This window comes from Teichococcus coralli (assembly GCF_009829925.1).
Classification (GTDB): Bacteria; Pseudomonadota; Alphaproteobacteria; order Acetobacterales; family Acetobacteraceae; genus Pseudoroseomonas; species Pseudoroseomonas coralli.
Window position 1 is genome coordinate 156,619 of sequence record NZ_SNVJ01000002.1, and the last position, 18,527, is coordinate 175,145.

Below are 18,527 nucleotides of genomic sequence, written 5' to 3' on the forward strand. Positions count from 1 at the left end.
TTAAATCCGTCCTTAACCCACCGAGCCTTCAAGGCTGATCTGCAGCAACTTCTGCGCTTCCACCGCGAACTCCATCGGCAGCTCCTTCAGCACCTCGCGGCAGAAGCCGTTCACGATGAGGCCGACCGCGTCCTCCTCCGAGAGCCCACGCTGGCGGCAGTAGAAGAGCTGGTCCTCGGCGATGCGGCTGGTCGTCGCCTCGTGCTCGACCTTGGCGGTCATGCAGCGGTTCTCGATGTAGGGAACCGTGTGGGCGCCGCACTTGTCGCCGATCAGCAGGCTGTCGCACTGGGTGAAGTTGCGGGCGTTGCTGGCCTTCGGGCTGATCTTCACCAGGCCGCGATAGGTGTTCTGCCCCTGCCCGGCGCTGATGCCCTTGGAGATGATGGTCGAGCGCGTGTTCCTGCCGATATGGAACATCTTGGTTCCCGTATCGGCCTGCTGCCAGTTGTTGGTGATGGCGACGCTGTAGAACTCGCCGACGCTGTCATCCCCCTGCAGGATGCAGGACGGGTACTTCCAGGTGATGGCCGAGCCGGTCTCCACCTGCGTCCAGGAGATCTTGGAGCGCGCGCCGCGGCAGGCGCCACGCTTGGTGACGAAGTTGTAGATTCCGCCCTTGCCGTTCTCGTCGCCCGGGTACCAGTTCTGCACCGTGCTGTACTTGATGGTGGCGTCATCCAGCGCCACCAGCTCGACCACGGCCGCGTGGAGCTGGTTCTCGTCGCGCATCGGCGCCGTGCAGCCCTCCAGGTAGGAGACATGCGCGCCGGTATCGGCGATGATCAGCGTCCGCTCGAACTGGCCGGTGCTCTTGGCGTTGATACGGAAGTAGGTGGACAGCTCCATCGGGCAGCGCACGCCCTTCGGGATGTAGACGAAGCTGCCATCGGTGAAGACCGCGCTGTTCAGCGCCGCATAGAAGTTGTCCCCCTGCGGCACCACGGAGCCGAGATACTGCCGCACCAGCTCCGGGTGGTTCCGCACCGCCTCGGAGATCGAGCAGAAGATGATGCCTTCCTTCTCCAGCCGGTCCTTGAAGGTGGTCGCCACGCTGACGCTGTCGAACACCGCGTCCACGGCGACGGGCATGCGCCCCTCGGCCGGGCTCTCGCCCGCGCCCTCGACGCCGGCCAGGATGGCCTGCTCCTTTAGCGGAATGCCGAGCTTCTCATAGGTGCGGAGCAGCTCGGGATCGACCTCGTCCAGCGACTTCGGCCCGTCCTTCTTCTTCGGCGCGGCGTAGTAGTAGGCGTCCTGGTAGTCGATCGGCGGGAACTTCACCGCGGCCCAGCGCGGCTCCGCCATCGTCTTCCACAGGGCGAAGGCCTTCAGGCGCCATTCCAGCAGCCACGCGGGCTCGCCCTTCTTCGCGCTGATGAAGCGGACGATGTCCTCGTTCAGCCCCTTGGGGGCGAAGTCCATGTCGATTTCCGTCTCGAAGCCGTACTTGTACGTGCTGTGCGTGACGGACTGGACGGCGTCGATGGTTTCGGTGACGGCGGGCATGGTGTTCTGCTTCCCTACTCGGCTGGCAGGTGGGCCGGCTGGGCCGGCAGGGTGAGGCGGCGGCAGGCGGTGGCGGCGGGGGGCGCCAGGTCGGCCAGGGTGATGTCGGACAACGCGCTGCGGATGGCTTCGTTCACCTTGTCCCAGCGGCCGCGGACGGGGCAGATTGTCTCCGTCTCGCAGCTCCCGCTGGCGCCATCCACGCAGGCTGTCAGGGCGATCGGGCCATCAATGGCGCAGATCACCTCGGACAGCGGCATGGCGGCGAGCGGCCGTGCCAGGCGGTAGCCGCCCCGCGCGCCGCGCAAGCCTTCCACCAGCCCGGCATGACCGAGGTGCTTCAGCACCTTGGCCACCGTGGGCTCGGCGATTCCGGTGGCGGCGGCGAGGCCAGGCGCGGTCTGCAGGCCCCCTTCGGCCTCCAGCCGGGCCAGCACCACCACGGCGTAATCCGTCAGCTTCGACAGCCGCAACACGCGAGCCTCTCCTTAAAGCGGACCTGTCTTGTCCAGTTTCGGGCAGATGCGCCCGCGCCCCTCGCTTGTCAAGGAGCCCCCTCCTTTCCGCATGGCGCCGAGGATGCGAAGCTGGCCGGATGCCCACGATCCGCCTGCGCCTGGTTCACCCCCGTCATGCCGCCAGCCTCATTCTCTGGCGGCAGGCCCGTTCCGGTGCCGTGGAGGTGCTGATGGGGGTCCGTGCCGCCGGGCATCGCTTCATGCCGAACCGCATGGTCTTTCCCGGCGGCCGGGTGGACCTCGCCGACCGCAGCGCCCCCGCCCTCACCGAACTGCGCCCGGAAACCCGCGCCGCGCTGGAACGCCGTGCCCCGCCCCGCCTCGCCCGGGCCCTGGCCATGGCCGCCGCGCGCGAGCTGGAGGAAGAGACCGGACTGATGCTGGGCAGCCCGCATCCCACGCTGGACCGGCTGGACTATCTCTGCCGGGCGGTGACGCCGCGCAGTTTCTCCCTGCGTTTCAACGCCCGCTTCCTCACCGCCCCGGCCGAGGCGGTCACAGGTACCCTGGCGGGCTCGGGCGAACTGGAGCGGCTGGCCTGGGTCACCCCTGAGGCGGCGCGCCACCTGCCGGTGGCGCCGATCACCGCCTGCGTGCTGGCCGAGTTCGGCGACTGGATGGCGCTGCCGCCCGCGGCGCGAACAGCCCGGCCGCTGATCTGCCTCCAAGGTGCCGGCACGCGCTGCCCGGAGCCGCTCCCACCATCCTGAACTGGCGAGAGGCTGGCGCGCGGCGCACGACGACGACGCTGGGACAGGCGTAGCTCGTTCAGGCCCGGGGCACGCGCGGCACCGCGCGCCTGCGTCCTCCTGCCGCCCGAGCAGGCACCCTGCATGCCTCCGGACGCCGCGGCGGAGCGGATCAACGCCCTGCCGGGCTTGGCGAGCCGGCGGCAAGCTCTGGCTACCTCAAGGCAAGGAACGGGACCCTTGCCGCCATGCCGCTGCCGGAAGCCGGAGCAAGGGGCCGGGAAGTCGCCTCCCCGGCCCCCTCTGCCCGTCGTTCCAGCCGCTTCTCAGAGCGCCGCGAGCACCGCCTCGCCGCTGGATACCTCGAAGGCGCCCGGCGCCTCGATGCCGACATGGGTCACCTTGCCGTCCTTTGCCACCAGCGCGAAACGCTGGCAGCGCACCCCCATGCCGCGGGCGGTCAGGTCGAATTCCAGCCCCAGCGCGCGAGTGAAGGCGGCGGCGCCGTCGGCGATCATCACCACCTCGTCGCCCACGCCCTGGTCCTTGGCCCAGGCGTTCATGACGAAGGCGTCGTTCACCGCCATGCAGGCGACGGCGTCCACGCCCTTCGCCTTGAGCGACGCCATGTTGCTGAGGAAGCTCGGCATGTGCTTGGCCGAACAGGTGGGCGTGAAGGCGCCCGGCACGCCGAACAGCACCACGGTCTTGCCGCCGAACAGCGCCTCGGTGCTCAGCTCGCGCGGCCCCTCGGCGGTGGCCTGGGTCAAGGTCATCGCAGGAATGGTATCGCCGGCCTTGATGGACATGGACGTGCTCTCCAGGTGGAGGCTCCGGCATTTCACGCTGGCGCCGGCGCTGTCAACCGCGGTGCTTGCACCCTTCCCCTCCCACCGCCATCTTGATGGCACGATGGCACGACGCGCACGCGAGAACGAACTTCCCGAGAGCTTCCGCACCGCCGGTGCGGGGGGTGGCCACAGCCGTGGGCTGCAGAGCGGCTATCTCAGCGGGCAACTGCTGATCGCCATGCCAGGCATGCAGGACCCGCGCTTCACCCGCTCGGTGATCTGCCTCTGCGCCCATTCCGCTGACGGCGCGATGGGCATCGTCCTGAACAAGCCGCTCGACAATCTCAGCTTCGAGGACCTGCTGAAGCAGCTCGACGTGCAGCCGCTGCCGCCGCAGCGCGAGATCCGGCTGCTGGCCGGCGGCCCGGTCGAGGGCGGGCGCGGCTTCGTGCTGCACACCACGGACTGGTCCAGCGAAGGCAGCCTCAGCGTCACCGGCGACCTGGCACTGACCGCCAGCGTTGACATCCTGAAGGCGATCGCCGGCGGCGGCGGCCCTCGGCACGGGCTGCTGGCGCTTGGCTATGCCGGCTGGGGGCCGGGGCAGCTCGAAGAGGAGATCCAGCGCAACTCCTGGCTGAACGTGCCGGCGGATGAAGCCCTGCTTTTCGAAGGTGCGCTGAACGAGAAATGGCGCATGGCGCTGGCCAAGCTGCATATCGATCCGCTGCTGCTGTCCGGCAGTGCCGGACACGCCTGAGCTTGCTTCGCCCGGATTGGGCGGGGATGCGAGGAGAGCGGGGCTGTAACCCCGCTCCACCGTGTTGAAGCCGGTCCGGAGGCCTTCCTACTCCGCCTTGGACTGGATCGCCTGAAGCCGGTCGTACTGCTCCTTGGTCCAGCCGGCACCAGCGGATGCATCGTTGTGCAGCGGCAGGGCGGCGGCGCGGAAGGCGGCCAGGTCGGGCGTGACAACCGTCTTGCCCTGCTGGCGGAACCAGTCCGGCAGCTTCAGCTCGGAATCGCGGATCTCCTTGGATGCACGGTCTGAGGCCTCACGCAGCACGGCTTCAAAGACCTTCTTGTCATCATCGCTGAGCCGCGCCCAGGTGGACCGGCTGATGATGGTCAGCAGGCTCTCCGTGATGTGGCCGGAGAGCATGATGTGGCTCTGCACCTCGTAGAACTTCTTGGCCTGGATGGTGGGCAGCGGGTTCTCCTGCCCATCCACCGTGCCCTGCTGCAGCGCCAGGTAGACCTCGGCGAAAGCAATCGGCGTGGCATTGGCGCCGATGGACTTGGTGAACATCAGGAAGAGCGGCGCCTGCGGCACGCGCAGCTTCATTCCCCGCGCGTCCTCCGGCTTCATGATCGGCCGGTTGGCGGTGAGGTGGCGGGCGCCGTAATAGGTCAGCGCGACGGAATGGTGGCCGGTCTGCTTGTCGTAGCCCCCCATCAGCTCCTTGAGCAGGTCGCTCTGCCGGTAGGCGGCGAAGTGCCCGTAGTCGCGGAAAACATAGGGTGCGTTGCCGATCGAGATGGGCTTGTAGGTGGCGCCGGCGAAGGCCACGCCGGTGTAGATGATGTCCACCGTGCCGAGCGTCAGGCCCTGGTTGATGGTCGGCTCGTTGCCCAGCGCGCTCGCGGGAAAGACCTCGATGTTCCAGCGGTTCTGCGTCCGCTGCTTGATCTGCTCGGCGGCCCAGAGCGCCTCGGTGTGGTAGGCTTCGTTGGTTTCGTAAACATGCGCCCAGCGCAGCTTCTGCTGCGCCTGGGCCTCGCTGCCCAGCAGGGCGCAGGCGGCCAGCGTGGCCGCGGCGAGAAGCCCTCGGATCATTCCGTTTCCCTTCCGGCGCCCTAAAAGGCGCACATGTTGTTGTACGATGACACTACGATGCGGGCTTTGCACTTCGCAAGCCTCTCCGCTGCGGTAGGATAGCCCCTCGCTGGAGGAGACCCAACATGGATGCCGTCGCCGAGACCCCCTTCGTCCGCCTGCACCCGGAAGACAGCGTCCTGATCGCGCGCAGGGCGGCTGCCGAGGGCACGCCGGTGGGGCCCAACATCGTCGCCCGCAACCGCATCCCGCCCGGGCACAAGGTGGCCATCCGGCCCCACGCGCCGGGCGAGGCGGTGCGGCGCTACGGGCAGATCATCGGCTTCGCCACCCAGCCCATCGCGCCGGGCGAGTGGGTGCACACCCACAACTGCGGCATGGGCGAGTTCGCCAAGGACTACGCCTGGGGGCAGGATGCGAAGCCGACGCTCTACGTGCCGGAGCCCGCGACCTTCATGGGCATCGTCCGGCCGGACGGGCGCGTGGCGACGCGCAACTACATCGGCATCGTGACCAGCGTGAACTGCTCGGCCCATGTCGCCTCGCTGATCGCCGACGCCTTCAAGCGCAACCCCTTCATCGGCAGCGATCCGCTGGCCGAGTTCCCCAACGTGGACGGCGTGGTGGCGCTGACCCACAAGACCGGCTGCGGCATGGGCGACAATGACGGTCTGCGCATCCTGCGCCGCACCCTCGCCGGCTATGCGCGGCACGTGAACTTCAGCCATGTCATCGCCATCGGCCTGGGCTGCGAGGTCAACCAGATCTCCGGCCTGCTGGAGGAGCAGAACCTCGCCGGGCGGTTGCGCAACATGGATATTCAGTCCATGGGCGGCACCCGCAAGACGGTCGAGGCGGGCATCGCCTTCGTGAAGGAGGTGCTGGCGGAATCCAACCAGGTGCACCGCCAGAAGGTGCCGGCCAGCCACCTGACCATCGCGCTGCAATGCGGCGGTTCGGACGGCTATTCCGGCATCACCGCGAACCCTGCGCTCGGCGCCGCCTCGGACCTGCTGGTGCGCCACGGCGGCACCGTGATCCTTTCCGAGACGCCGGAGACCTACGGCGCCGAGCACCTGCTGACCCGCCGCGCCGTCTCCCGCGAGGTGGGGGAGAAGCTGGTCTCGCTGATGCGCTGGTGGGAGGACTACGCGGCCCGCGGGCAGGCCGAGCTGAACAGCAACCCCTCCCCCGGTAACAAGGCGGGCGGGCTGACCACCATCCTGGAGAAGTCGCTCGGCGCCATGGCCAAGGCGGGCACCAGCAACCTCACTGCCGTCTATGACTACGCCGCGCCGGTGACGGAGAAGGGCTTCGTCTTCATGGACACGCCTGGCTACGACCCGGTGGCCGCCACCGGCCAGGTCGCGGGCGGCGCCAACATGGTCTGCTTCACCACCGGGCGCGGCAGCGTCTTCGGCTGCAAGCCCGCGCCCTCCATCAAGCTCGCCACCAACTCGGCCATGTATGAGCGGATGGAGGAGGACATGGACGTCAACTGCGGCACCATCCTCTCCGGGCGCGAGACGGTCGAGGAATGCGGCCAGCGCATCTTCGAGCTGATCCTGCGCGTCGCCAGCGGCGAGCGGACCAAGAGCGAGAGCTACGACGCCGGATCGGCGGAGTTCGCGCCCTGGCCGATCGGCGCGACGATGTGACCGCCGCCGCGCCTGGTCAGCGGCCGGGCGCGCGGCCCTGCAACACCTGCTCGGGCAGGCCGAGCACCAACAGGAAGGCGAGGCTCATCACCACGCCGCTCATGGTGAAGCAGCCGGTCAGCGCAGTGCGGTAGGCGTCGCTGAACAGTTGGTGCTGCGCCGGGGTGAGCGCCGCCAGCGCCTCGGCGCCCTGGCGGGTGATGGCCTCCATGTCCAGCCGCCCGCCCAGCGTGGCCCTGGTTTCCGCCAGGCTGGCCGACATGATGGCGCCCGAGGCCGCCACCCCCACCGAGCCGCCGAGCGAGCGCAGAAAGGTCATCGCCCCGGTGGCGGCGCCCAGCTCGGCATGATGGACCGCGTTCTGCACGGCGGTGGTCAGGTTCGGCATGCCCATTCCCATGCCGAGGCCGAGCAGGCCCATCGGCACCAGGAACACCACCGCCGGGGCCGCCCACCAGGCCAGCACCGCGAGGCCCGCCAGCGCCACCGCCTCCAGCCCCAGGCCGGCGAGCAGGAAAGCCTTGTTGCGCCCCAGCTTCGAGACCATCCGGCCGCCGAGCACCGAGGTCAGCACCATGCCGATCACCTGCGGCAGCAGCATGGCCCCCGCCCGCGCCGGGCTCATGCCGAGCACGAGCTGGAAGTAGAGCGGCAGGAAGACGGTGGAGCCCAGCATGGCGAAGGTCATCATCCCGCCCACCACCACGCCGCGGGCGAAGACCTTGTTGCGGAACAGCCGGAGGCGGATCAGCGGCTCCGGCGCGCGCGCCTCCTGCAGCAGGAAGAGGGCGAACAGCACCAGAATCGCCAGCACCATCCCGAGGCTTGCGGCGGAGAGCCAGGGGAACTCGCTGCCGCCCCAGGCCATCAGCAGCAGCAGGGTGGTGGTCGTGGCGGCCAGCAGCAGCGTGCCGGGATAGTCGATCCGCCGGCGGCGGCTCTCCACCGGGGTGCGCAGCCCGGCGGCGATCAGCGCCAGCGCCAGGATGCCGATCGGCAGGTTCACGTAGAACACCCAGCGCCAGGACAGCGCTGAGGTGATGACGCCGCCAAGCAGCGGGCCGGCCACGCTGCACAGCGCGAAGGTGCCGGTGAACAGGCCCTGGTAGCGCGGCCGCTCGCGCGGGGTTACGGCGTCGCCGATGGCCGCCTGGGCCAGCACCAGCAGCCCGCCCGCGCCCAGCCCCTGCAAGGCGCGGAAGCCGATGATCTGCGCCATGGACTGCGCCATGCCGCAGAGCAGCGAACCGGCCAGGAAGGTCAGCACGGCGACAAAGAACAGCCGCCGTCGCCCGAACAGGTCCGACAGCTTGCCATAGAGCGGCGAGGTGACGGTGGAGGTGAGCATGAAGGCCGTCACCACCCAGGAGATGTGCGCCATCCCCCCGAGGTCTCCCACCATGCGCGGCAGGGCGGTGTTGACGATGTTCTGGTCGAGCGCGGCCAGGGCCATCGTCAGCAGCGCGCCGCCCATGACGATGCGGAGCTGGGCCGTGGGAAGCCGGCCGGGCGGAGCGGCGTCGTCCACCGGCTCCATGGTTCCGGCTTCGCTCCGGCGCTGCAGCATCTGGCGTCACTCCCCCCTGTGAAGACCCTGGCCCGGAAGGCTGTAACGCAGATCGGCGCCACAGGAAGGAGGCCGTGCCATGAAATCTGCGGGTTCTTAGCCTGGCGTCATGCGGAGGGGGTGCGGCTCACACGGTCAGCAGGCTTCGCACGGCGTCCTCGTCCAGCGAACCGGACGGCCCCGCCAGCGCCACCTCGCCGCGCACCATGATGGCGAGCTGGTCGCCCAACTCACGGGCGAATTCATAGTACTGCTCCACCAGGACCACCGCCATGCCACGGCTGCGCGCCAGCAGCGCGATGACCCGGGCAATGTCCTTGATGACGTTGGGCTGGATGCCCTCGGTCGGCTCGTCGAGGATCAGCAGGCGCGGCCGCGCGGCCAGCGCACGGGCAATGGCGAGCTGCTGCTGCTGCCCGCCCGAGAGGTCGCCGCCGCGGCGCCGCAGAAACTGCTTCAGGATGGGGAAGAGCTCGAACACATCCTCCGGCACCTTGGAGCCGCGCGGGGCGGCGGCCAGCGCCGTTTCCAGGTTCTCGCGCACGGTCAGGAAGGGAAAGATCTCCCGCCCCTGCGGCACGTAGCCGATGCCGGCCCGGGCGCGGTCGGCGGGGGAAAGGCCGGCGACGTCCTTTCCCTCCCACAGGATCCTGCCGCCGCGGATGCGCTCCAGCCCGACGATGGCCCGCATCAGCGACGACTTTCCGACGCCGTTGCGCCCCAGCACGCAGGTGACGCGCCCCGGGTCCGCCGCCAGCGAGACGCCGCGCAGCGCCCGGCTGGCGCCATAGAACAGGTCGATCCCCTCGACACGCAGCATGGCTCAGCGCCCCAGATAGACTTCGATCACGCGCGGATCGTTCTGCACATGGTCGATGGACCCCTCCGACAGCACGCTGCCCTCGCAGAGCACCGTCACCTTCTGGCCGAGGGCGCGGACGAATTCGAGGTCGTGCTCCACCACCACCACCGAGCGGTTCCCGGCGATGCGGCGCAGCAGGGCGGCGGTGTGCTCGGTCTCCTGGTCGGTCATGCCGGCCACCGGCTCGTCCACCAGCAAGAGCTGCGGGTCCTGCATCAGCAGCATGCCGATCTCCAGCCATTGCCGCTGACCATGCGAGAGGATGGCGGCGCGGTCCTGCGCCCGCTCGGGGAGGCCGATCTCGGCCAGCACGGCCTCGATGCGGCGACGCGCCTCCTGGCTCAGCGCCCATCGCAGGCAGGACCAGGGGTCGCGCGGCGCCTTCAGGGCCAGCTCCAGGTTCTCGAAGACCGTCAGCGCGTCGAAGACGGTGGGCTTCTGGAACTTCCGGCCGATGCCGAGATTGGCGATGGTGGCCTCGTCCAGCCTGGTCAAGTCGTGGTCGCCAAAGCTGACGGTGCCTTCGCTTGGGCGCGTCTTGCCGGTGATGATGTCCATCATCGTCGTCTTGCCGGCGCCGTTGGGGCCGATGATGGCGCGCAACTCGCCGGGCTCGATGATCAGCGAAAGGCTGTTCAGCGCCCGGAAGCCGTCGAACACGACAGAGACGCCGTCGAGGTAGAGGCTGCCCGGCGTCATCGCCCCTCCCCCTTGCGCAGCAGCCCGACCAGCCCGCGCGGCAGGAACAGCGTGACGGCGATGAACAGCCCGCCCAGCACGAAAAGCCAGAGGTCCGGCGCGAAGGAGGTCAGCCAGGTCTTCACCGCGTTCACGGTGAAGGCGCCGAGCACCGCACCCACCAGCGTGCCTCGCCCGCCGACCGCCACCCAGATCACCGCCTCGATGGAGTTGCCCGGGCTGAACTCGCCGGGGTTGATGATGCCGATCAACGGCACGTAGAGCGCCCCCGCGAGCCCCGCCAGCATGGCGGAAAGCACGAAGACGGCGAGCTTCACCTGCGTGGTGTCGTAGCCCAGGAAGCGCACGCGGCTCTCGGCGTCGCGCACCGCCACCAGCACGCGGCCGAGCTTGGAGCGCGTGATGTGGCGGCAGAGCCAGAGCGCGCCGGCCAGCACCGCCAGCGCGGCGTAGAACAGCGCGGCGCGCGCCTCCGCGGTGTTCAGCGGCAGGCCGAGCAGCTCCTTGAAGTCAGTGAAGCCGTTGTTGCCGCCGAAGCCCATGTCGTTGCGGAAGAAGGCCAGCATCAGCGCATAGGTCATGGCCTGGGTGATGATGCTGAAATAGACGCCGGTGATGCGGCTGCGGAAGGCCAGGTAGCCCACCACCCCCGCCAGCAGTCCCGGCACGACAAGGGCCATGAGCAGGACAAAGGGAAAGCTCGAAAACCCCCACCAGTACCAGGGCAGTTCCTTCCATCCCAGGAAGACCATGAAGTCCGGCAGGATCGGGTTGCCATAGACGCCGCGTGGCCCGATCAGCCGCATCAGGTGCATGCCCATGACATAGCCGCCGAGCGCGAAAAAGGCGCCATGGCCGAGCGAGAGGATGCCGGCATAACCCCAGGCCAAATCGATCGCGAGCGCCAGCACGGCGTAGCAGACCCACTTGCCGGACACGGCGACCACGAAATCTGAGACATGGAGTGCGGAATCGGCCGGCAGGCGGTTCAGCACCGGCAGCAGGGCCAGCGATGCCAGCCCGGCGAGCAGCAGGCCGCGCAGGATCAGCGCGCGGCTGGGGCGCAGCCAAGGCGCCCCGGTGATGGTGGCGCTCATGGCTCGGCGGCCCTTCCCTTCAGCGCGAACAGCCCCTTCGGCCGGCGCTGGATGAACAGCATGATGCCGACCAGCACGGCGATCTTCGCCAGCACGGCGCCCGCCCAGGGCTCCAGCAGCTTGTTGACAAGGCCAAGGGTGAAGGCGCCGATCATGGTGCCCGCCAGCGAGCCGACGCCGCCGAACACAACGACCATGAAGCTGTCGATGATGTAGCCGGTGCCGAGGTTGGGCGAAACGTTGTCGATCTGGCTCAGCGCCACCCCCGCCATGCCGGCGATGCCGGAGCCGAAGGCGAAGGTCATGGCGTCCACCCGCCCGGTGCGGATGCCCATGGTGGAGGCGATGCGCCGGTTCTGCACCACCGCCCGCATTTCCAGCCCGAAGCGGGTGAAGCGGATGGCGGCCACCGCCAGCGCCAGCACCAGCAGGCCGAAGAGGATGATCCAGAGCCGGTTCTGCGTCACCAGCACGCCGCCGGGCAAGGCGAGCGTGCCCTGCATCCAGGCCGGGCTGACCACCTCCTGGTTCTGCGCGCCGAAGATCAGCCGCACCGCCTGCTGCAGGATCATGCCGACGCCGAAGGTCATCAGCAGCGTCTCCAGCGGCCGGCCGTAGAGATGGCGGATCAGCCCGCGCTCCAGCGCCACGCCCACCGCCGCCGTGACGAGGAAGGCGGCGGGGACGGCGAGCGGCAACGACCAGGGTTGCAGCCAGGGAATGCCGCGCACCGCCTCCTGCACCACCACCGTGGTATAGGCGCCGAGCATCACCATCTCGCCATGCGCCATGTTGATCACGCCCATGACGCCGAAGGTGACGGCAAGACCGAGCGCGGCGAGCAGCAGGATGGAGCCGAGCGAGAGGCCCTGGAACACTGTCTCGGCGGCACGGCGCAGTTCCAGCTTGCGGTCGATGGCGGCCACGGCCTTTTCGATCGCGCCGGCCAGGTCGGGATTGGCGGCGCGGGCTTCGAGCAGCGCGGCGCGGGCCTCGGCCGAGCCGCTCTCGGCCAGCAGTTCGATTCCCTGCTGCTTCGCCGTTGTGTCCGGCGCGCCGAGGCGGGTGGCGGCCAGCGCCAGCGCCAGCCGGTCGCGCAGATCAGGCACGGTCTCGCGGGCCAGCGCCTGCTCAAGCGGCTGAATGTTGGCGGCATCGCGGCTGCGGAACAGCGCCTCGGCGGCGACGCGCCGCTGCGCCGCCTCGGGCGCGGCCAATTGCAGCCGGCCCAAGGCGCCGCGCAGCGCGGCACGCACACGGTTGTTGATGCGGATGGTCTCGCCCGGCGTGGCGGCGGCGCCGGAGAGGGCCTCGCGCACCGCGCCGCCCTGCTCGACCAGCAGGGCGCCGTCGGCGCGCTTCTGGAGGCGCCCCTCGGCCAGCGCCTGCAGGATCGGCAGGGCGCGCGGGTCGCCCAGCGCGCCGAGGCGTTCCACCGCCTCGGCCTGTGCGCCGTAGCCGCCGGAAAGCCCGGCCAGCGCATTGGTGAAGGCATCCTGCGCCGATGCCGGCGACGTGGCGGAAAGCAGCAGCAGGATCAGCAGGAGCAGGATGCGTCGCATGGGTGTTCGGCCACGGCGCTCTCCCTGCAGGGCGCGCCGCGGCCTCCCTCCTTACTTCTTGCGGTTGGCGTTCTCAGGGATGTAGGGGGACCAGTTCTCGGCCTTGATGGCGTCCGGCGTCTTCCAGACGACGTTGAACTGCCCATCCTCCTGGATCTCGCCGATCATCACCGGCTTGGAGAGGTGGTGGTTCTGCCACATCTGCTCGGTGTAGCCGCAGGGCGCCTCCACCTTCTGGCCGTACATCGCCTCGCGCACCTTATCCACCGCGGTGGTGCCGGACTGGGCAACGGCCTGCGCCCACATGCGGAAGCCGGTGTAGGTGGCCTCCATCGGGTCGTTGGTCACGCGCTTGTCGTTCTTGATGTAGGCGCGCCACATCTTCTTGAACTCGGCATTCGCCGGCGTGTCCACGGACATGAAGTAGTTCCAGGCCGCCAGGTGGCCGACCAGCGGCTTGGTGTCGATTCCCGCGAGTTCCTCCTCGCCCACCGAGAAAGCGACGCAGGGAATGTCCTCGGCCTTGATGCCCTGGTTGCCCAGCTCACGGTAGAAGGGCACGTTGGCGTCGCCATTGATGGTGGAGACGATCGCCGCCCGCTTGCCCTCGCCGGCGAAGCGCTTCACGCGGGAGACGATGCCCTGCCAGTCGGAATGGCCGAAGGGCGTGTACTCCTCCATGATGTCGGCGTCGCTCACGCCCTTGCTGTTCAGATAGGCGCGCAGGATGCGGTTGGTGGTGCGGGGATAGACGTAGTCGGTGCCGAGCAGGGCGATGCGCTTCGCCTCGCCGCCATCGGCGCTCATCAGGTAGTCCACGGCCGGGATCGCCTGCTGGTTGGGCGCCGCGCCGGTGTAGAACACGTTGCGGGACTGCTCCTCGCCCTCGTACTGCACGGGGTAGAAGAGCAGGCCGTTCAGCTCCTCGAAGACGGGCAGCACCGACTTGCGGGACACCGAGGTCCAGCAGCCGAAGGTGACGTCCACCTTGTGGACCTGCAGCAGCTCGCGCGCCTTCTCGGCGAAGAGCGGCCAGTTGGAGGCGGGGTCCACCACGACCGCCTCGACCTTGCGGCCGAGCAGTCCGCCCTTGCCGTTGATCCAGTCCACCATCATCAGGACGGTGTCACGCAGCGCCGTCTCGCTGATCGCCATGGTGCCGGAAAGGGAGTGCAGCACGCCGACCTTGATCGGCGCAGCTTGCGCGAAGGCGGGGCGCAGGGCCGGCAGGGCCAGCGCGCCGGCGGCGCCGGCCATCAGGGCGCGACGCGAGAATGGGGTCCCGAGGGTCATGGCTCGTCTCCTGGCGCGGCAAGGGCCGCCTTGCATGGAAGCCAGTCTCGGCGCGGTCCATCGGCGGGCGAATACGTCAAATGACGTAGCCACGGCCTCCTTGACGCTGCCGCCGGCGCGGCCCCACTCTCGCCCTCCCCTTCCGGTCGGCAGAGCCGAGGACCACGCCCCGCATGGCGACACGCCAGCGCATCCTGCGCATCCGGCGCGACTACAACCGCTGGGTCGCCGACGAGACGATGGAGGACTACGCCCTCCGCTTCACCGCCGAGAGCGCCCGCAAGTGGTCCGCCTTCCGGGTCGCCAACACGGCGCTGGGCTCGATCTCCTTTCTGGCGCTGGAGGCGATCGGCGGCACGCTGACGGTGGCGCATGGCTTCACCAACAGCGTGGCCGCCATCCTCTTCGTCAGCCTGCTGATCTTCGCCGCCAGCCTGCCGATCTGCCTGCATGCGGCGCAAGCGGGGGTGGATATCGACCTGCTCACCCGCGGCGCCGGCTTCGGCTATATCGGCTCGACCATCACCTCGCTGATCTATGCCAGCTTCACCTTCATCTTCTTCGGCATTGAGGCGGTGATCCTCGCCGCCATGCTGGACAGCTTCCTCGGCGTGCCGCTCTGGCTCGGCTACATCCTCTGCGCCGCGGTGGTGGTGCCGCTGGTGACGCATGGCATCACCTTCATCAGCCGTGTGCAGACCTGGACGCAGCCTGTCTGGCTGGTGCTGAACGTGCTGCCCCTGCTCGCCCTCATGGTGGCGCACCCGGACTGGCTGGCCGGATGGACCGAGTATGGCGGCACCCACGGCACAGAGGGTTTCGACCTGCTGGCCTTCGGCGCCGCCGCCTCCATCCTCTTCGCCCTCATCACCCAGACCGGCGAGCAGGTGGACTACATCCGCTTCCTCCCGCCGCGCGCGACGCAGCGGCGCTGGGTCTGGTGGGGCGCGCTGCTGGCCGGTGGCCCGGGCTGGATCGCCTTCGACGTGCTGAAGCTGCTGGCCGGCTCCTTCCTGGCCTATGCCGCGCTGCGCGCCGGGCTTTCCGCCGCCAAGGCGGTGCAGCCGGCGGAGATGTACCGCCTCGCCTTCGGCACCCTGCTTGCCTCGCCCGCCCTCGCGCTGGTCGTGACGGCGGTGTTCGTCGCGCTGTCGCAGATCAAGATCAACGTCACCAACGCCTATGCCGGCTCGCTCGCCTGGTCGAACTTCTTCTCGCGGCTGACGCACAGCCATCCCGGCCGGGTGGTCTGGCTGGTGTTCAACATCGCCGTGGCCCTGCTGCTGATGGAGCTCGGCGTCTACAACACGATCGAGCAGGTGCTGTTCGTCTATTCCAACGTCGCCGCCGCCTGGATGGGCGCCTTGGTGGCCGACCTCGCCGTCAACAAGCCGCTCGGCCTGAGCCCGCCGGGCATCGAGTTCAAGCGGGCGCATCTCTACGACGTCAACCCCGTGGGCGTCGGCAGCATGGCGCTCTCCGTCGCCGCCTCCTTCCTGGCCTATTACGGCTTCCTCGGCCCGCTGGCGCAGGCGATGTCCACCTTCATCGCCTTCGGGGTAGCCTTCGCCGCCGCGCCGGCCATCGCCTGGCTGACGGATGGCCGCTACTACCTCGCCCGCAAGCCGCGAGCCGCCTGGGCGGGCAGTTCCAACCTGCAATGCGTCATCTGCGAGCACCGCTTCGAGCCGCGCGACATGGCCTATTGCCCCGTCTATACCGGCCCGATCTGCTCGCTCTGCTGCTCGCTGGATGCCCGTTGCGGCGACGGCTGCAAGCCGCATGCGCGCCTTTCCGCGCAGATCATGACGCCGCTGCGGAGCGCCCTGCCCGCGCCCGTGCTGCGCGCGCTGGGCACGCCGGTCGGCTCCTTCATGGTGGTCTTCCTGCTCTTCGTCGCCACCATCAGCCTGGTCTTCCTCGGCATCCTCGCCCAGGCCCCGGCAAGCGCCGACCTCGACGCCGCCTTCTGGAAGGCCTTCTTCGTGCTGGCGGTGATCGGCGGCATCGTCGCCTGGGCGCTGGTCCTGGCGCATGGCAGCCGCAAGGTGGCGCAGGAGGAGACCCGCCGGCAGACCAGCCTCCTGCTGAGCGAGATCCGTGCCCACCAGCGCACCGACGCCGCGCTCCAGAAGGCCAAGGAGGCCGCCGAGGCCGCCAACCAGGCCAAGAGCCGCTACGTCATCGGCATCAGCCACGAGTTGCGCTCGCCGCTGAACGCCATCCTCGGCTATGCGCAGCTCCTGGAGCGCGACCCGGCCATCCCGGAGCGCCGGCGGGACGGGCTGCGCACCATCCGCCGCTCCGGCGAGCATCTGGCGGCGCTGATCGAGGGGCTGCTCGACATCTCCAAGATCGAGGCCGGGCGGATCGAGCTTTACCGCGACGCCATTCGCCTGCCGGAGTTCCTCGATCAGATCGTGCAGATGCTGCGCCTGCAGGCGGAGGCGAAGAGCATCGCCTTCGCCTTCGACGCGCCGGTGCGGATGCCCGAGCTGGCCTATACCGACGAGCGGCGGCTGCGGCAGATCCTCATCAACCTGCTGTCCAACGCCATCAAGTTCACCCGCCAGGGCGGCGTGACGCTGCGGCTGCGCTTCCGCTCGGAAGTGGCGGAGTTCGAGATCATCGACACCGGCATCGGCATCGCCGAGGCGGACCTCGGCCGCATCTTCGAACCCTTCCAGCGCGGCGCCAACTCGCATGCGCCCTCGACGCCCGGCGTCGGCCTGGGCCTTACCATCTGCAAGACGCTGGTGGAGGTGATGGGCGGGGAGATTTCGGTCAGCAGCCGGCTCGGCGAGGGCAGCCGCTTCCGCGTGCGCCTGCTGCTCTCCGGCAGGACCGGCGGCCCCGCCGAGGTGGAGCGGCGCATCACCGGCCGTGCGGAGGCGACGCGCCCGCTCCGCGTGCTGGTGGCCGATGACGACGCCACGCATCGCGCCCTGGTGGCCGACCTGCTGGAGCCGCTGGGCTTCACGGTGCGGCAGGCCATGGACGGCGCCGAGTGCCTGGACGCGGCGGCCGAGATGGCGCCCGACATTTTCCTGCTCGACATCGCCATGCCCGGCATGACCGGGTGGGACCTGGTGCGCCGGCTGCGCGAAGATGGGCAAACGGCGCCGATCATCATGGTCTCGGCCAATGCGCTGGAACTCGGCCCGCCCGGAGAAGGCCAGCACCATGACGACGTGCTGCCGAAGCCGCTCTCGCTCGCCACGCTGCTGGAGAAGATCGGACAATTGCTCGGCGTAACCTGGACCTTCGCCGACCCGGCGCCGCCTCCCCCCCTGGCTGCCGCCGCACATCTGACCTTGGAACAGGCGGCCAACCTGCGCCAGCTTGCCGCCATCGGCTATGTCGGCGGCATCCGCGAGCGGCTGGACGCGCTGGAGGCCGAGACGCCCGAGGCGCGGCCCGCCATCGCCGAGTTGCGCGGCTACATCGCCGACTACCGGTTGGATGCCTTCCTCGCCGCCCTGCCGGAGGAGCCCGACACCCTTGGCGGAGCGACCTAGGACCATGGAGCGCCGCGACATCGTGCTGGTGGTGGACGACGCCCCCGGCACCCTCGGCCTGCTGAACGATACGCTTGAAGGCGCCGGCTACATGGTGCTGGTGGCGCAGTCGGCCGCCGCCGCCATGACGGTGATCGAGCGCATCACGCCGGACATCGTGCTGATGGATGCGGTGATGCCCGGCATGGACGGCTTCGAGGCGTGCCGTCGCATGAAGCGCGACGCGGCGCTGATCTCGGTGCCCGTGATCTTCATGACCGGGCTGACGGAGAGCGAGGACGTGGTGCGCGGCTTCGATGCCGGCGGCGTGGACTACGTCATCAAGCCCGTGGTGCCGGACGAGGTGGTGGCGCGCATCAGCGCGCATCTCGCCAATGCCCGGCTGACGCGCAGCGCCCATGCGGCGCTGGATGTGGCCGGGCGCTACCTGCTGGCGGTGGACCGCGAGGGCGCGGTGCTCTGGGCGACACCGCAGGCCGCTGCGCTGCTGCGCGACGCCAACCCGTCCGGCCCTGAGGACGAGGAGGCGGGACTGACCGGGCTGCGCATCCCGAACTGGGCGCCTCTGGCGGCGGGCGAGGCGCCGCGCCTCGCGCCGGTCGCCCTGGCGGATGGGCGGCGCGTGGAGTTCCAGCATGTCGGGCAGATCGAGGCGGATGAGCTGTTGCTGCGCATCAGCGCCGCCGATCCGGGGCGCGAGGAGGCGGTGCTGCGCGAACGGCTCGGGCTGACAGCCCGCGAGGCGGAGGTGCTGCTCTGGCTTGGCCGCGGCAAGTCGAACCGCGACATCGCCGAGATCCTGGTGATGAGCCCGCGCACCGTGAACAAGCACCTGGAGGGAATTTTCAGCAAGCTGGGGGTGGAGAACCGTGCCTCGGCGGCGGCCCTGGCGGTGCGCGTGCTGGGTGGCGGCTGATGCCACGGCCT

15 protein-coding genes are annotated in these 18,527 nt (G+C 69.4%); 5 read left to right on the forward strand and 10 right to left on the reverse strand.

The window, feature by feature from the left end; all coding sequences use genetic code 11:
• Window positions 1-12: 12 nt before the first annotated feature.
• Window positions 13-1,509 (reverse strand): Fe-S cluster assembly protein SufB, encoded by a 1,497-nt coding sequence (sufB, locus tag E0493_RS02780; protein WP_160935391.1) that lies wholly within the window; start codon window positions 1,507-1,509, stop codon window positions 13-15.
• 14 nt (window positions 1,510-1,523) lie between these two features.
• A complete protein-coding gene (locus E0493_RS02785) occupies window positions 1,524-1,985 on the reverse strand; it encodes an SUF system Fe-S cluster assembly regulator (RefSeq protein ID WP_160935392.1) in 462 nt (153 codons plus the stop codon).
• Window positions 1,986-2,104: 119 nt separating this feature from the next.
• Between E0493_RS02785 and E0493_RS02790 the strand changes: the two genes are divergently transcribed.
• Window positions 2,105-2,737, forward strand: coding sequence for an NUDIX hydrolase (locus E0493_RS02790; protein ID WP_160935393.1), 633 nt, complete (start codon window positions 2,105-2,107; stop codon window positions 2,735-2,737).
• A 305-nt stretch (window positions 2,738-3,042) separates the two neighbouring features.
• On the opposite strand, the gene E0493_RS02795 is transcribed toward E0493_RS02790, so the two are convergent.
• Complete coding sequence (locus tag E0493_RS02795; protein ID WP_160935394.1) at window positions 3,043-3,525, reverse strand: peroxiredoxin; 483 nt, start codon at window positions 3,523-3,525, stop codon at window positions 3,043-3,045.
• Between the two features lie 103 nt (window positions 3,526-3,628).
• Between E0493_RS02795 and E0493_RS02800 the strand changes: the two genes are divergently transcribed.
• Window positions 3,629-4,267: a YqgE/AlgH family protein gene (locus E0493_RS02800; protein WP_160935395.1), complete on the forward strand. Its 639-nt coding sequence runs from the start codon at window positions 3,629-3,631 to the stop codon at window positions 4,265-4,267.
• A gap of 87 nt (window positions 4,268-4,354) precedes the next feature.
• Here the strand turns inward: E0493_RS02800 and E0493_RS02805 are convergent, their stop codons facing one another.
• Window positions 4,355-5,344, reverse strand: coding sequence for a sialic acid TRAP transporter substrate-binding protein SiaP (locus tag E0493_RS02805; protein WP_160935396.1), 990 nt, complete (start codon window positions 5,342-5,344; stop codon window positions 4,355-4,357).
• 125 nt (window positions 5,345-5,469) lie between these two features.
• Between E0493_RS02805 and E0493_RS02810 the strand changes: the two genes are divergently transcribed.
• On the forward strand, window positions 5,470-7,002 hold the full coding sequence (locus E0493_RS02810; protein ID WP_160935397.1) for a UxaA family hydrolase: 1,533 nt from the start codon (window positions 5,470-5,472) through the stop codon (window positions 7,000-7,002).
• 16 nt (window positions 7,003-7,018) lie between these two features.
• Here the strand turns inward: E0493_RS02810 and E0493_RS02815 are convergent, their stop codons facing one another.
• The 6 genes from E0493_RS02815 to urtA form a co-directional block, all read right to left on the reverse strand.
• Window positions 7,019-8,569: a DHA2 family efflux MFS transporter permease subunit gene (locus tag E0493_RS02815; protein ID WP_235913549.1), complete on the reverse strand. Its 1,551-nt coding sequence runs from the start codon at window positions 8,567-8,569 to the stop codon at window positions 7,019-7,021.
• A 127-nt stretch (window positions 8,570-8,696) separates the two neighbouring features.
• Window positions 8,697-9,389 (reverse strand): urea ABC transporter ATP-binding subunit UrtE, encoded by a 693-nt coding sequence (urtE, locus tag E0493_RS02820; RefSeq protein WP_160935398.1) that lies wholly within the window; start codon window positions 9,387-9,389, stop codon window positions 8,697-8,699.
• 3 nt (window positions 9,390-9,392) lie between these two features.
• Window positions 9,393-10,130: an urea ABC transporter ATP-binding protein UrtD gene (gene urtD, locus E0493_RS02825; RefSeq protein WP_160935399.1), complete on the reverse strand. Its 738-nt coding sequence runs from the start codon at window positions 10,128-10,130 to the stop codon at window positions 9,393-9,395.
• Entirely contained in the window at window positions 10,127-11,227 is a 1,101-nt protein-coding gene (urtC, locus tag E0493_RS02830) for an urea ABC transporter permease subunit UrtC (RefSeq protein WP_160935400.1), read from the reverse strand. The genes urtD and urtC overlap by 4 nt, the downstream gene beginning before the upstream one ends.
• A complete protein-coding gene (urtB, locus tag E0493_RS02835; protein WP_160935401.1) occupies window positions 11,224-12,789 on the reverse strand; it encodes an urea ABC transporter permease subunit UrtB in 1,566 nt (521 codons plus the stop codon). The genes urtC and urtB overlap by 4 nt, the downstream gene beginning before the upstream one ends.
• A gap of 51 nt (window positions 12,790-12,840) precedes the next feature.
• A complete protein-coding gene (urtA, locus tag E0493_RS02840; RefSeq protein WP_202396871.1) occupies window positions 12,841-14,082 on the reverse strand; it encodes an urea ABC transporter substrate-binding protein in 1,242 nt (413 codons plus the stop codon).
• A 173-nt stretch (window positions 14,083-14,255) separates the two neighbouring features.
• Between urtA and E0493_RS02845 the strand changes: the two genes are divergently transcribed.
• Both E0493_RS02845 and E0493_RS02850 read left to right on the forward strand, forming a co-directional pair.
• The gene (locus E0493_RS02845) at window positions 14,256-17,600 is read left to right on the forward strand and encodes a hybrid sensor histidine kinase/response regulator (protein ID WP_160935402.1); all 3,345 of its coding nucleotides are present in this window, start codon (window positions 14,256-14,258) and stop codon (window positions 17,598-17,600) included.
• On the forward strand, window positions 17,584-18,516 hold the full coding sequence (locus tag E0493_RS02850) for a response regulator transcription factor (protein ID WP_367614446.1): 933 nt from the start codon (window positions 17,584-17,586) through the stop codon (window positions 18,514-18,516). Before E0493_RS02845 ends, E0493_RS02850 begins: the two co-directional genes overlap by 17 nt.
• Window positions 18,517-18,527: the final 11 nt, after the last annotated feature.